The organism is Zoogloea oleivorans (genome assembly GCF_008107625.1).
Lineage (GTDB): Bacteria > Pseudomonadota > Gammaproteobacteria > Burkholderiales > Rhodocyclaceae > Zoogloea > Zoogloea oleivorans.
The window spans coordinates 1-12,821 of sequence record NZ_SDKK01000035.1; the positions used below are offsets into that span (position 1 = coordinate 1).

Annotated in this window: 12 protein-coding genes; 3 read left to right on the plus strand and 9 right to left on the minus strand. The window is 57.4% G+C overall.

All coding sequences use genetic code 11. The features are described from left to right. Positions 1-218: SMR family transporter (locus ETQ85_RS23225; protein ID WP_148581429.1), on the plus strand; the 218-nt coding region annotated here is incomplete at its 5' end. 173 nt (positions 219-391) lie between these two features. Here ETQ85_RS23225 and ETQ85_RS23230 read toward each other — a convergent pair. Genes ETQ85_RS23230 through ETQ85_RS23240 form a run of 3 tightly spaced genes read right to left on the minus strand, consistent with a single transcriptional unit; the run spans position 392 to position 4,912 of the window. Then, positions 392-1,249 (minus strand): HNH endonuclease family protein, encoded by an 858-nt coding sequence (locus ETQ85_RS23230; RefSeq protein ID WP_148581430.1) that lies wholly within the window; start codon positions 1,247-1,249, stop codon positions 392-394. Then, positions 1,246-3,117 carry an AAA family ATPase gene (locus ETQ85_RS23235; protein ID WP_148581431.1) on the minus strand — a complete coding sequence of 624 codons (1,872 nt, stop codon included), beginning with the start codon at positions 3,115-3,117 and terminating at the stop codon, positions 1,246-1,248. Before ETQ85_RS23235 ends, ETQ85_RS23230 begins: the two co-directional genes overlap by 4 nt. A 1-nt stretch (position 3,118) precedes the next feature. Then, positions 3,119-4,912, minus strand: a complete 1,794-nt coding sequence (locus ETQ85_RS23240) for a restriction endonuclease subunit S (RefSeq protein WP_148581432.1) — start codon at positions 4,910-4,912, stop codon at positions 3,119-3,121. On the opposite strand from ETQ85_RS23240, the gene ETQ85_RS23245 reads away from it, so the two are divergent. Further along, a complete protein-coding gene (locus ETQ85_RS23245) occupies positions 4,862-5,872 on the plus strand; it encodes an IS30 family transposase (protein WP_148577193.1) in 1,011 nt (336 codons plus the stop codon). The two genes, ETQ85_RS23240 and ETQ85_RS23245, sit on opposite strands and share 51 nt — an antisense overlap. Here ETQ85_RS23245 and ETQ85_RS23250 read toward each other — a convergent pair. From ETQ85_RS23250 to ETQ85_RS26410, 6 genes are all read right to left on the minus strand, one after another. Continuing rightward, positions 5,863-6,189, minus strand: coding sequence for a hypothetical protein (locus tag ETQ85_RS23250; protein WP_148581433.1), 327 nt, complete (start codon positions 6,187-6,189; stop codon positions 5,863-5,865). The genes ETQ85_RS23245 and ETQ85_RS23250 overlap by 10 nt on opposite strands. Then, complete coding sequence (locus tag ETQ85_RS23255; protein WP_148581434.1) at positions 6,189-7,238, minus strand: PDDEXK nuclease domain-containing protein; 1,050 nt, start codon at positions 7,236-7,238, stop codon at positions 6,189-6,191. The genes ETQ85_RS23250 and ETQ85_RS23255 overlap by 1 nt, the downstream gene beginning before the upstream one ends. Further along, entirely contained in the window at positions 7,235-9,154 is a 1,920-nt protein-coding gene (locus tag ETQ85_RS23260) for a class I SAM-dependent DNA methyltransferase (RefSeq protein WP_148581435.1), read from the minus strand. Before ETQ85_RS23260 ends, ETQ85_RS23255 begins: the two co-directional genes overlap by 4 nt. 35 nt (positions 9,155-9,189) lie before the next feature. Further along, positions 9,190-11,616 carry an EcoAI/FtnUII family type I restriction enzme subunit R gene (gene hsdR / locus ETQ85_RS23265; RefSeq protein ID WP_148581436.1) on the minus strand — a complete coding sequence of 809 codons (2,427 nt, stop codon included), beginning with the start codon at positions 11,614-11,616 and terminating at the stop codon, positions 9,190-9,192. A gap of 16 nt (positions 11,617-11,632) precedes the next feature. Beyond that, positions 11,633-11,827: a helix-turn-helix domain-containing protein gene (locus ETQ85_RS23270; RefSeq protein WP_148581437.1), complete on the minus strand. Its 195-nt coding sequence runs from the start codon at positions 11,825-11,827 to the stop codon at positions 11,633-11,635. Between the two features lie 383 nt (positions 11,828-12,210). Further along, positions 12,211-12,621, minus strand: coding sequence for a hypothetical protein (locus ETQ85_RS26410; RefSeq protein WP_187394838.1), 411 nt, complete (start codon positions 12,619-12,621; stop codon positions 12,211-12,213). Between ETQ85_RS26410 and ETQ85_RS23275 the strand changes: the two genes are divergently transcribed. Continuing rightward, complete coding sequence (locus tag ETQ85_RS23275) at positions 12,589-12,807, plus strand: DUF3079 domain-containing protein (RefSeq protein WP_148581438.1); 219 nt, start codon at positions 12,589-12,591, stop codon at positions 12,805-12,807. The two genes, ETQ85_RS26410 and ETQ85_RS23275, sit on opposite strands and share 33 nt — an antisense overlap. Positions 12,808-12,821 lie beyond the last annotated feature (14 nt).

Consider the following 12,821-nt stretch of genomic DNA (forward strand, 5'->3'; position numbering starts at 1 on the left):
GACTTGGCTGGACGCTTACCTTCCTGTCGCTGGCCCTGCGGGCCATTCCGATCGGCATCGCCTACGCGGTCTGGTCGGGGGTGGGGATCGTCCTGATCAGCGTGGTCGCGTATTTTCTCCATGGCCAGAAGCTGGACCTTCCGGCCTTGCTGGGCATGGGGCTGATCGTGATCGGGGTGCTGGTCATCCAGCTTTTCTCGCGCTCCCAGGCTCACTGAGGAAGCGGGGGCAGTCTGGTTGTGGCCCAACACATGATGTCCGGTTCTCATCCCACTTATGTCCGGTCAATTCGCTGGTACAACGTGGAGGAAATCATGATGGCAAGCTTTTTTTGGCCATATCTGTGGGCTCCATCCTATTCAAAAATCAGGTGTCGGTCGGCGCGCGTTCCTCACCCCACTAGCCTTGAAAGCTGTGGATCATTGCGGAGTAGCAAGCAACAACGGGCGACCGCGGACAGTTCCGCGGTCGGACTGGTCATCTCGCGCACACGCGCCCGAACTTCGGTCAACCTCGCTTTAGCTGCCGGGTTATTGCCTGTGCTACAACGAGCTTTGGCGTTGGTGAAGTCGTCAATCAACCTGTCTACTTGCTGCCATACCTTGCGCCGCGCCTCAGCTAGCGGTACATGTTCGTTGAGTTTGAGTCGCGTGACAGTCTCATCAACACGCGCCTTCTCCCAGGCGGATATGCCCGGCATCGGGATAACCTTGCCTTCTTCATCGAAGGCAATCAGGGCCACATCATCGTCGTCAATCGGATCAAGCAGGTAGCGTGTTTCAGATTCCTCACAGGGCTGTGCATGTGTAGAGCACAGTGAACCATCCTTGAGCGGAAACCAGCCACCTTTCTTGCGGTTGCCGACATTGCCGCAAACCCGGAAATTCATGTAGTCGAAAGCCAGCCACCAGTACCCATCGCGGACTGTGGCGTCCAGTGCCTTGGCTTCCTTTTTTGGACGGAAATGCTCAACGTCGTAATGCGAATACAGTTCGCGCACCTCTGAGAACCAGCACTTGCCGGCTGACAAGGCTAAAAGCCATTCTTTCAGTGCGCCCCAGTGAGCGCTGTTGGCATCGATCAGCGCATTACGTTCCACGCGCTTACCAACTGCATCCAGTGCTGCCAAATCAACCACCAGTTGTGCAGATTTCGCTAGCCAAGCATCCCACTGCGCTTGCGTCCACGGCGCCCAGTTCGTGATGCCGGTATCGGTCGGCCGCTTGTGCTCCAAGTCGATCCAAATCACTGGCCATCCTCCTCACGCAGAATCTCGTCGATGACGGAGTCGGCAATCGCGTCTTGATCGGCCTGCTCCTCTGGCGTGAGAGTGGGGTTACGGAAGCGGCGGTGTTGGGCCATCTTGCGTACGAACAGCGCGTAATCAGGGTCGCGAAAATCGGCGGTGGAGAAACCCAAGTCGGCCAATTCAGCGGAAAGCCGTGAAAGCTCCGCGTTTTCTTCTGCCGAGCGAGGTTGCTTCACGAATAACTCATTGCGGCGGAACAGGCGGCGCTCGGTTTCGATGTCCAAGGTGGATGAGAGGCCGAACAGCTCGCTCTTGAGCAGCCCTGTCACACCCATGCCTTGCGGGTGTTCGTCAGGCACATCCACCACTGTGCGATTGCCATCACGGCGCAGGATGTGCACCTGCTCGCGTTTGAGGCTGCCCACCATCATCGGGTCGTGGGTGGTGATGAGGATCTGCGATTCGCCTTGGGCAAGCGCGGCGTCATCTGATGTCAGCACGCCTTCGATATCGTCGAAGTAGCGCAACTTCCAGATCGGGTTCAGGTGGGTATCCGGCTCGTCGAGCAGGAACAGGCAGTGGTCTTCGCGGGTGATGCGCATCAGGCCCAGCACGGTGAGCATTTGTAGCTCGCCTTCGGACAGCTGGGTAAAACTCACCTTGCCGCCATGTTCGTCGCGCTTCTTGACGGTGATGCGCACTTCGTCGATCAGGTCGCCGATATAGGCGCCTTCGGCGTAGCGGAAGAAGCTGTCGGTGCCGCCGACCAGCTCGCCCAGCTGTTTGAGTTTGTCCTGGCTGGGTACGAACAGGTAAAGCTGCTTCTGTTTCTCGCTGCGGCCACGGAAGTCGATCTGCTTGGTGGCTTCCTGCTCAATGGGTGCCCAAGCCACTTGCCAGAGCTTGTCGAGGAATTCGCTGACCACATTGCCACGGGCATACCAGAAGCGCCGGTCGCCTTCGTTGAGCTCTTGTTCGTCGAACTTGCCGCCGCGGCGCTTTTCACGCAGGCGATGCGGCTCTTTCAAAACGAATAGTGCGGATTCCAGCGACTCGATGTGCAGGTTCTTGAGCACCTTTCGAAACACAAGGTCATCAGACAACAGGCAAGCCAGCAGTACGAGCTGGCTATGACCACCACGGCAGTAGAACAGGCGACGGAGGCGGTCATCGCCAAGTTGCGCAAGTCGCCCCCTATTGCGGGCTTCGGCTTTTTCCAAGAATTGTGCCCTCTGCTCTTCAAATGGCTTGAGTTCCAGCTGAATTCTGCGAAGTTCAACAAGCTCATCGCTGTCGAGATCTTTTTCTTGCTTCCCTTCGAATTTACGCAGATCCTGCTCCAGGTCCAAAACCCTTGCCGAGTCGGTGAAAGCATTCAGCGTTGCGCCTGACAAAACCTCGTCTGTGGTGATTTCCTGGCGCTGGTTAAAGCGGCGCTGATGCTCCTGAAACAAGGCCTCGATGCGCTCGTTGCGGCCGGAGTAATAAGCAAAGATGTGCGCGGGCAGCAGTTCTCGGTTTTTCAGCAGATGGCCTTGCGTCTCGGCCTTGTCGTCCACCCACACAAAGGGGCGCTTTTGCTTGGCGGAATCGGCCTCGATGCGCACCGCGTGGCCGCGAATGCTGTATTCCAGCGTGTAGTCGAACGCCGCTTCGCGGTCCAGATCGACATCGCGGAAGATGGTGATCAGCGCTTCGATCAGATTCGACTTTCCGGTGCCGTTCTGGCCGATCAGCGCGTGGCTGCGGATGGGTTTGGGCTGCACCTCCGCCGGCGCGCCCGCAACGGGTTGCAAGTGCGAGGCGAAAGCAATGTCGAGATCGCGCAGATTGCGGAAGGCCGGGATTCGGATGCGCTGCAACTGCATATCAGGCGCTCACCGCGTCGGCTGGCTTTTCACGCATCTCGGCGGGGGCCGGTTCCAGAATCCAGCCGTGGGCCACCTCGGTTTTCAGTTGCGCGTAAAAAGCGTCAATCTCGCCGCCGAAGCGCTGCCACAAATCCTTGGCGCTCATTTCGCCGTTGTGGCGGGTGAGTATGGTAGCCAGCGGCGCCTGGGCCTTGATGTCGGGGGCGGCACCCAGGTGCAGCGGGGCAATCAATTCGGTTTGCGGGACTTTCATGGGTTCCTCCTGGTGTTCGATGGCGATGCCGGTGATGCTTGAAATCGAGGCACCAGCGAGCAATTTACCGATGTCCTGAGCCTTCTTACGTGTATCCACTAGCAGATCACAAAGCGCATTGATCTCCTTAATCCTGGAAAGAATGCGTTTGATTTCGTCTTTGGGTGGTATCGGAATCAGCACCGACTGGAGAATTTCGAGATTGATATTTTTTTGAGCTGTTGAGGGAGCAAATGCCAGCAAACGCTCTCTTGCGGTCTTCATGAATAGCAAAAAATATTCAACCTCATCACGTATCTCCGACGCCGGCATAAATCCGACCACGCTATCTGGAAAGCACGCATCAAACCCAAGAACTGCTGCGTCGGCAATGTTTGCAGCAATAGTTATACAGAGCGTTCCCTTAGGCCAGAGCTTGCTTTGAGCCAATCCGATGTCACTGTATTTTGAGTGGTATTCGCTAATTACACTGTTGGCGCGTGCTACTTCGCCTGTTTGAACAAGTGGATAAATGCCAGGGGTAAATAGTTTGGGGTCGTTGCGTGGTCGATGCTTTGATTTTCCTCGCCCGAACAATCCAACTTCGGGAAATCTCGCCCAAGCCCAGCCACGCGGCAATTCAAATGGAGCGTCCGCTAAATCTATTTCAGGCAGTGGCTTTTGGCGTTTTATTTCACCATTCAAAACCATTTCTTTGTGCTCTAGCGCGATACGACTAAGCAATTCAGGTGCAGGTTCGTCATTGTCACGCTGTTCCGTTAAGAGGCCGCGTACAGCTAAATCCATAGCAAGCTGCCGCAGATCGGCAACATCCCCCGGCGCATGAAACAGTCGCCCGAAGTTGTCGGCCAGGCGTGCCCAAGTGATTTGCAGTTCGTGCGGGCTGGTGGCGCTGGCGACGGCTTGTAGGGTGGATAGTCTTAGGTTGTTTTGCAGTTTGCGGCGGGCCTGCTGCTGTGCTTCCAGCGTATCGCACAAGGCCATCAACTCATCGACTCTGGCGACGATGCGGGATTGTTCTTCGATTGGAGGAAGAGGAATTGGAAGCGCCCGTGCGGTGCTGGTATTCAATTCCACTTGCTGCGTGGTGCCAGACACCAGCGAATCAGGATGTGACGGCTCAATACGTGACTGCACCCAAGGCGAAGCGATCACACACCACAGGTAGCGCGGGGAGCAGTTGGCAAGACGAACAACAGTAACGTGTGAATCTGCTACTGCCGTGACGCTCTCATCAGGCTGATAAATTGCCACACGACCGGCGGTACCGGTTCCGGTCGAGTTCCACAGCAAGTCACCTGCGCAAAGAAATCGCTCTTTGCCGTATGAAGCCAATGAGTCGTCCGCCACAAAGCGTGCGGATGACAAATCAAACCCAGACCATTGCACACTTTTTTGTGAGATGACGTGGGCCGAGCTTCTCTCCACATATTTAGGGCGGCGCGCTCTAGACTGAAGTGCAACACCCCGATTTGGTAGGGTGTATGCATGGGAACTCACTACAGCCAGTTGTCGATGGACGAACGTAATCAGATTCATCGGTGCAGCAATGAGGGATTGAGTCTTCGGGCAATTGCCCGAAGACTCAATCGGCCGACCTCCGCAGTGTCGCGCGAAGTGGCGCGGAACACGGTGGGCAAGAGCTACGATGCCGCCCGTGCCGAGCGCGCGACGCTGGCGCGCAGGCGGCGCGGAACGATCAAGCTGAAGAGCGGTTCTGTGCTGCTCAACCGGGTTCGCGCGCTGATGGCCGAGGGCTGGTCGCCGGAGCAGGTTGCGGGCAGACTGCGCCGGATGAACCCTGATGATCCTGCTCTGCACGTCTCGCACGAAACGATCTACTGCGCCATCTACGCCGTGCCACGGGGCGAGCTGCGCAACGAACTCATCGCCCAGCTGCGTTTCTCCCACAAGGCACGCATGCCTCGCGCACGGGGCCAGGACCGGCGCGGCACGCTGCCGAACATGACCTCCATTCACCAGCGCCCGATTGAGGTGGCGGCCCGCCTCGTGGCCGGGCACTGGGAAGGCGATCACATCAAGGGGCCGGGCAACCGCAGTTCGGTGGGCACCCTGGTCGAGCGCAAGAGCCGCTACCTGATGCTGGTCAAGCTGCGTGACGGCTCGGCCGAGGCCACGCTGGAAGGCTTCACGCGCAAGTTCCGCCATGTCCCGCTCGCCATGAAAAAGTCGCTGACTTACGATCAGGGCAGGGAGATGGCCCGCCACGAGATTCTCGCCAAGCGGGTCAAGATCGACGTCTATTTCGCCGACCCGCACAGCCCCTGGCAGCGGCCGACCAACGAGAATACCAACGGCTTGATCCGCGAGTATCTTCCCAAGGGCCTGGATTTGGCGCCGATCTCCCAAGGCTACCTCAACGCAATTGCCCGACAATTAAACAACCGCCCGCGCAAATGCCTCGACTTTGAAACCCCAGCAGAGGTCTTTGCGAGGGAAATCATGAACTTTCAACCCGGTGTTGCACTTCAGAGTTGAAACCGCCGGCCTTTGCCTCGTTGAATGTAGAGACAGATTTGTTCTAGGCGAGTCCACTGCCAATGATCGGGTACCGGAAATGGTTTCGAATGCAATGGCGGGTGCATCCTCGTGGTGCGCAGATCAAGCTCTTCTTCATATGCATGGCGCAACTCAGCGGCCGCTTCGATTGCCTGCGAAGCAGTAGCTTCTGATTCGATACGCTCTACAAGCCGGCCTGAAATGGCCAATTGGATAACCAACTCCCGCAACCGCCCCACACCCCCCGGCGCATTCGCAACATGCCCAAACTCCGCCAAAAACTGTTGTGCGTCCATCAGGCGTTCTCCCCACGGTTTTCCAGCCGGGCGCGTGAGCGGGCGATGGCTTCATGCAATTTGGCCTGCAGCACTTCCCTCGGGGGCAGGGTGGTGAGGTACTCGGCGACGTGGATGCCGCTGGCGTCCAGTTCGAGCAATTCGATCTGTTCCTGCTTTTTGCCGCTGCACAGGATGATGCCCAAGGGCGGCGTTTCGCCCGGCTCTTGTTCATGTTTGGCCAGCCAGCGCAGGTACAGCTCCATCTGGCCCTTGTCGGCAGCCTTGAAATCACCCAGCTTGAGCTCAATCGCCACAAGTCTTTTCAGGCGGCGGTTGTACAGAAGCAGGTCGATGTAGAAATCGTCGTTGTCGATCTGGATGCGTTTTTGGCGAGCGATGAAGGTGAAGCCCGCGCCCAGTTCCAGCAGGAAGTTTTCCAGTTCGCGCAGGATGGCGTCTTCCAGGTCTTTTTCCAGATAGCGGTCTTGCAGGCCAAGGAAGTCCAGTATGTAGGGGTCTTTCAGCACCAAGGCCGGGGTGATGGTGCCGGTTTGGCGCAGGGTGGCCAGCTCTTGTGCCAGCAGTTGCTCGGGTTGCTTTGACAAGGCGGTGCGCTCAAAGAGCTGGGAGTCCAGCCGGTCTTGCAGAGTGCGGGTACTCCAGCCTTCCTGCTGGCACATTTGCAGGTAGAAGTCGCGTTTGAGCGGATCGTCGATGTAGATCAAGGTTTTGATGTGCGTCCAGCTCAATTGTCTCCGCACTGCGGAGACAATTTCCTCCGAAGGAATGGCTTCAGCAAAACGCAGCATGTGGCGCAGGTTTTTGGCGGAAAAGCCGCGCCCGTAGTCGGTTTCCAATTGTCTCGACAGTGTGGAGACAATCTGCTCGCCGTAGGTGGCGCGCTCGCCATGCAGTACTTCGCTGTGGATGCGGCGGCCGATGTTCCAGTACAGCAGGGTCAGACGACTGTTGACTGCAACAGCCAGTTCGGTGCGGCTGGTTTCAATCAACTGGCGGATATCGCCCAACAGTTGCGGCCCGGCAGTTTTCGGCGGTACGGGTTTCATGCTTCGGCCTCCGGGCTGAAGTGATGTGCCAATGCCGCAGCCAGTTCACTCTTGAGCTGGTTTTCAGTTTCTTCAATCTCACCCAGGAGTTTTTTGTATTTTTCCAGCAGCACGTCCGGGTCGTGGGTTTCTTCTTCCGGGGCGTTGGGGTTTTTGATGTCGAGATTAAAGATGGGCCAGTAGATGCGGTCGCCCGCCGCCTGCGCGTCACGCGCTTGCAAGTCCAGGGCTTCGGCAACATCACGCAGATGGGTCGCCGAGATTTCCAGTAGCGCAATAATTTGTTGAGTGCTCTCACGCTCAATGGCCGATTGCAGTTCCTCTACGAGTACCGAGAGGTAAGCCTGTCCATCTGCATCGGCTTTTTTGAAGTCGCCCTGCAAATCAGCCAATTGATCCTTCAGGTAGGCCGCCAATCCAGGATCATTGCGTCGCCCGGTCAGACTATCGGCCAAGTACTTTGCCTGACGACGCTTCAAACCTGCTTTGGCTCGCAACTGCTCGGCCTTGTCCCAATGCGGCTGCGCAGCGGCTTCGGCCTGTTCGCGCTTGGTTTTGAAATTCATCTTCCAGGCGAATTCGTTTTCCACGCGATCGGCAAAGTCGTTGGCCTCGTCGCCCCACCATTCCTGCTCGGGTTTGAATTCTTCCAGCCGGATGGGCTTGGTTTTGGAATAGCTCTTGTAGCCCGCCGGGTAGGGGTGCTCGTAGAACCAGATGGTGTTGGTGTGAAAATGTTCGGTGCCATCGTCCACCGTGGCGCCCTTGGTGAAGAACAGCAGGTTGGTCTTGATGGTGGTGTAGGGGGCGAACACGCCCTTGGGCAGGCGGATGATGGTGTGCAGCTTGCAGTCGCGCAGCAGGAGCTTTTTCAGCGTGCCCTTGATGCCGTCGCCAAACAAAAAGCCATCGGGCAGCACCACGGCGGCGCGACCGTTTTCCTTGAGCAACTTCTTGACGATGAGCGCCATGAACATGTCGGCGGTTTCGCGGGTGCGCAAGTCGGCCGGGTAGTCGCTGCCGACGCCATCATCTTCGTAGCCGCCAAACGGCGGGTTGGTGATGATGCAATCGACCTTGTTGTTGGCGCTCCATTCGTTCCAGCCGATGCCCAGTGTGTTGCGGTGCTCGATCTGGCTGGGCACGTCGATGCCGTGCAGCAGCATGTTTGTGGTGCATAGCAGGTGGGGCAGTTGTTTTTTTTCGATGCCGTGAATCAGCTCTTCAATGGCACGCTTGTCTTCGGCGCTGGATTGGGTGGTGAGCTGGTTGCGGAAGTGGTCGATGGCGGCGGTCAGGAAGCCGCCGGTACCGCAGGCCGGGTCCATCACCGTTTCGCGCCTGTCCAGGCGCGGGTTGACGCGGTCGGCCATGAAGGCGGTGATGGCGCGCGGGGTGTAGAACTCGCCCGCGTTGCCGGCGCCGCGCAGATCGTTGAGCATTTGCTCGTAGACATCACCCAAGCTGGCGCGGGTTTTGAAGTCGTGGAAGTTGATGGCGTCTTCCAGCTTTTCGATCACGGCCAGCATCTGCGGGCCGGATTTCATGTAGTTGTTGGCGTCTTCAAATACCTGCTTGATGACCTTGTGTTGCGGGCTCTGGCTGGCGTCGATCTTTTCTTTCAGGGCCGGAAAAAGCTCGTTGTTGACGAAGGGTACCAAGTCGCTCGCAGCGATCTGCGGCTTCTTTTTGCCTTCGGCATCCACGATGTAGGCGGCCCAGTTGCGCCAGCGGTAGCGCTCGGGCAGGGGCGACTGGTAGGCGGTGTTGTCGTCTTCCCATTCTTCCTCGCGCTGGTCGAACACTTTGAGAAAGAGCATCCAGGTGAGTTGGCCGAGGCGCTGGGCATCGCCGTCGACGCCGTCGTCCTTGCGCATGATGTCCTGGATGGACTTGATGGTGCTGCTGAGATTCATCTTGTTGTTCTCGTTTCGCGTGGCTTGATGCTGGATCAGGCCTGTTTCAGTTCGTTCTGTTCGTAGAGCGCTTGTTCCAGCTCGTGCACGGCTTGGGTGTATTGCTCAACGCTGCCAAAGATGCCGCGCCGGATCTGGGTTTTGCTGCCGAACTGATCAAACGGTGGTAACTCCAGCACCTTGTCGTCTTCAATGTTCTGCACACCGTGGTTGGCGAATTTGTCGAGCAAGGCTTCAAGCACCGCGCGGGCTTGCTCGCCGTATTTGCCAAACACGTCGCGCTTTTTCACGTTGTTGGCACGCTCGCGGCGGGTGAGCGGCTTTTGGTCGAAGGCGACATGGGCGACCAGATCAAACACATCCAGCTCGCTGCCGTTGGCCACTGCCTGCTGCAGGATATCCAGCGGCACCCCGTGTTTGGCCAGCTCTTGCAGCACGGCCTGCTTGCGTTCCGCACCGTTCCAGCGGCGCAGGAAGTCGGTCATCGTGCCGAATTCGGCTCGCAGCGCTTTTTTGATGTCGTCCTTGAGCAGAACGCGATAGTCCTCGGTGATGAGCTTGCCGTCGGCATCAAGGTACTGCGAACGCTCCACGGCGACGCGCACGTTCACGTCGTCGATCACGTACTTGGTGCGGCCACCCCCACCGGTGTTTCCGCCGGGCTGTGCGTCGTCTCCATCCGTGGAGCCTGGTACGTAGGGCGGTGGTGCTGGCTCGCCTATGCCTGGCACGTCGGTGATTTCTTCGGGCACCACAGGTTCGTCGGGCTTGGGTTCGTATATGACCACAGGCTCGCCATCAAAATCCGGGTCGGCGAACAGGCGCGTGGCACCCTTGAAGTCCATGATGGTGAAGTAGAGTTTCTGGTAGTCCTCACGCAGCCGGGTGCCACGGCCAATGATCTGTTTGAATTCGGTCATCGAGTTGATGTTCTGGTCCAGCACGATGAGCTTGCAGGTCTTGGCATCGACTCCGGTGGTTAGCAGCTTGGAGGTGGTGGCGATGACCGGGTAAGGCTCATCGTTGTCGATGAAGTAAGAGAGCTGCGCCTTGCCTTCGTTGTCGTCACCGGTGATACGCATCACGTAACGGCGGTTGCTGGCAGCGGCCGGAATCAGCTTGACCAGCTCTTGCCGCATGCGCTCGGCGTGGTCCTGATCGTCGCAGAAGACGATGGTCTTGGCCATCGGGTCGATGGCTTTGAGGTATTCCCACACCTTGCCAGCAACCAGTTTGGTGCGTTTTTCCAGCACCAGATTGCGGTCAAAATCCTTGGTGTTGTACTGGCGTTGCTCAACGGTCTGACCGAGTTTGTCGACCTTGCCTTTTTCAGGGGTGTAGCCGACGGCATCAACATCCGTGGCAATCCGGATGACCTTGTAGGGTGCGAGGAAGCCGTCTTCGATGCCCTGCTTGAGCGAGTAGGTGTAAATCGGTTCGCCAAAATAGGTGGCGTTGCTGACCTCCTTGGTTTCTTTGGGCGTGGCGGTCAGACCCAGATGGGTGGCGCTGCTGAAATATTCGAGCACATCGCGCCAGGCCGAATCGTCTGCAGCACTGCCCCGGTGGCATTCATCGACGACAATAAGATCGAAGAAGTCCGCGGGAAACTGCTTGTAGATCTGCTTCCATTCTTCCTTGCCGGTGACTGCCTGATAAAGGGCAAGGTAGATCTCATAGTTCTTCTTGACCTCGCGATTGGTGACCTTGTGCATTACCTCGCCAAAAGGAGCGAAGTCTTGTTGCATGGTTTGATCGACGAGGATGTTGCGGTCGGCCAGGAACAAGATGCGCTTTTTGGCCTTGGCTTTCCACATGCGCCAGATGATCTGGAAGGCGGTGTAGGTTTTGCCGGTGCCGGTGGCCATGACCAACAACACGCGTTGCTGGCCTTTGGCAATGGCTTCGACGGCACGGTTGATGGCTACGCGCTGGTAGTAGCGTGCTTCGCGACCACTGCCGTCGGTGTAAAACGGTTGCTCGATGAGTTTGACGGCTTCGGGTGCGGCCAGACCTTTCCACTGTTGGTACAGCGGCCAAAGGTCATCCAGTGAGGGAAATTCGCTGATCTGGTGTTCACGCTCTACGGGCTGGGTGATGCCGGTGCGGTCGTGGATCAGAAAGCCATCGCCATTGCTGCTGATGGCAAAAGGGGCATCCAGCATCTCGGCATAGGCCAATGCCTGCTGCATGCCATGCCCCACTGAGAATTTGGCCTGCTTGGCCTCAACAACGGCAATGGGTACATTTGGTCTTGCATAGAGCACAAAATCAGCACGTTTGGGCCCGCCCTTGGCATCAGGGTTTTTCACCCGTGCCGCAAGCTTGCCGCGCACCATGACACGGCCATCAGTGAGATTCACCTCCTCGCGGAATTGGTGCTGCTGCCACCCAGCCTGCTGAATCGCTGGCGTGATGAACTTGGTGCAGATATCACGCTCACTGAGCTGGTATTTGTCCATGTCGTGCACTCTTCCGTTACGCGTGCTCTTTTTCTTCGTCGGCGCCACCCGCTCGCACCCACTCATCGACTTCGGAGAGCTGGAATTTCCACAGCCTGCCGATCTTGTGCGCGGGCAGGCCTCTGCGCTCCCGCCAGCGGTAGACGGTGTCCTTCACGACGCCCAGGTGCTGGGCGACTTCGCTTGCGGTGACCCACGGTTCGGCATTCATCGTCTTGGTACTCCGACATGCATCAGAGTAGTCTTAAATCGTCACGAGTCTAACAGGAGGCTATTTTACGGGCCATCTCTTCAGCCGCCTGCGCAGTTGATGTACGCAAGTTGGCTATGGAGTGACCACGCCAACCGGAGGCCGGTCCAGATCGTTACCGTCCGCACCATCGACGATCAGCTTCGGCATTGGTCAGGTTTTGGTCACTGCCGCGTCATGGGGCATGCGGATCATGCCCCGCTCCACACAAAGCCCCCGCAGCCCCTTGATCTGCAAGAGAAATTCAGCCTGAAAGAATTGACCGTGTTGCTTGCTGCATCCCGGCGCTCAGCCGCTCAGCCTTCGAAAAGCCTCTCCCCCGATCATTGCGTCAGCCCACAAAATCATTTTTTCATATGAAAAAATAGCTGCATCACACCATGGAATGATTTTGTGGCGTGTCGTAGCCATTGCGTCATGTCACCTGGACATGGCGTCACACCGCTTGGGCCTTGTGTTACGTCGTCCGAACGTCGCAACACGTGTCGCAAGTATTCCGTGACGTGTCGCAGTTGTTGCGTCACATCACAGAATATTTTTTTCATATGAAAAAATGATTCCTCGGGAGTGTCAGTATTTTTGTGTTTGAGGCCGACCAGTTCATCCCTGGGGCCAAGGATTTGCTCTTCTTGAGAAGAATCAAGTCCTTGTCGGGATAGTTGAGTAAAGTACTCGGTTATAGGTTTGAGCGTGGCAAACCGCCCATTTTCCGGTGTCCCGAAATGGCCAAGAAATTTCCCCTGAATCCCAAACATCCCGAGCGCATCTGCTGGGGGTGCGACAAGTATTGTTCCGTGGATGCACTCGGGTGTGGCAATGGTTCCGGCCGCACCCAGCACCCGGCCGAGTTGATCGGTGAGGATTGGTACAAGTGGGGCGACTGGGGAATCGTCCCTGCCGACGATCCGGAAGTGCCGGCTGACAGGCTGGACGAAGCCTGAACGGGCCCTGCTGA

Excerpts from the sequence above, each read along its gene's own strand:
- ETQ85_RS23270 (WP_148581437.1), bottom strand. The coding sequence starts at position 11,827 with ATGAATGCCGAACCGTGGGTCACCGCAAGCGAAGTCGCCCAGCACCTG.
- ETQ85_RS23240 (WP_148581432.1), bottom strand. The coding sequence starts at position 4,912 with ATGAATCTGATTACGTTCGTCCATCGACAACTGGCTGTAGTGAGTTCC.
- ETQ85_RS23235 (WP_148581431.1), bottom strand. The coding sequence starts at position 3,117 with ATGCAGTTGCAGCGCATCCGAATCCCGGCCTTCCGCAATCTGCGCGAT.
- hsdR (WP_148581436.1), bottom strand. The coding sequence starts at position 11,616 with ATGGACAAATACCAGCTCAGTGAGCGTGATATCTGCACCAAGTTCATC.
- ETQ85_RS23250 (WP_148581433.1), bottom strand. The coding sequence starts at position 6,189 with ATGGACGCACAACAGTTTTTGGCGGAGTTTGGGCATGTTGCGAATGCG.
- ETQ85_RS23255 (WP_148581434.1), bottom strand. The coding sequence starts at position 7,238 with ATGAAACCCGTACCGCCGAAAACTGCCGGGCCGCAACTGTTGGGCGAT.
- ETQ85_RS23275 (WP_148581438.1), top strand. The coding sequence starts at position 12,589 with ATGGCCAAGAAATTTCCCCTGAATCCCAAACATCCCGAGCGCATCTGC.
- ETQ85_RS26410 (WP_187394838.1), bottom strand. The coding sequence starts at position 12,621 with ATGTTTGGGATTCAGGGGAAATTTCTTGGCCATTTCGGGACACCGGAA.
- ETQ85_RS23260 (WP_148581435.1), bottom strand. The coding sequence starts at position 9,154 with ATGAATCTCAGCAGCACCATCAAGTCCATCCAGGACATCATGCGCAAG.
- ETQ85_RS23245 (WP_148577193.1), top strand. The coding sequence starts at position 4,862 with ATGGGAACTCACTACAGCCAGTTGTCGATGGACGAACGTAATCAGATT.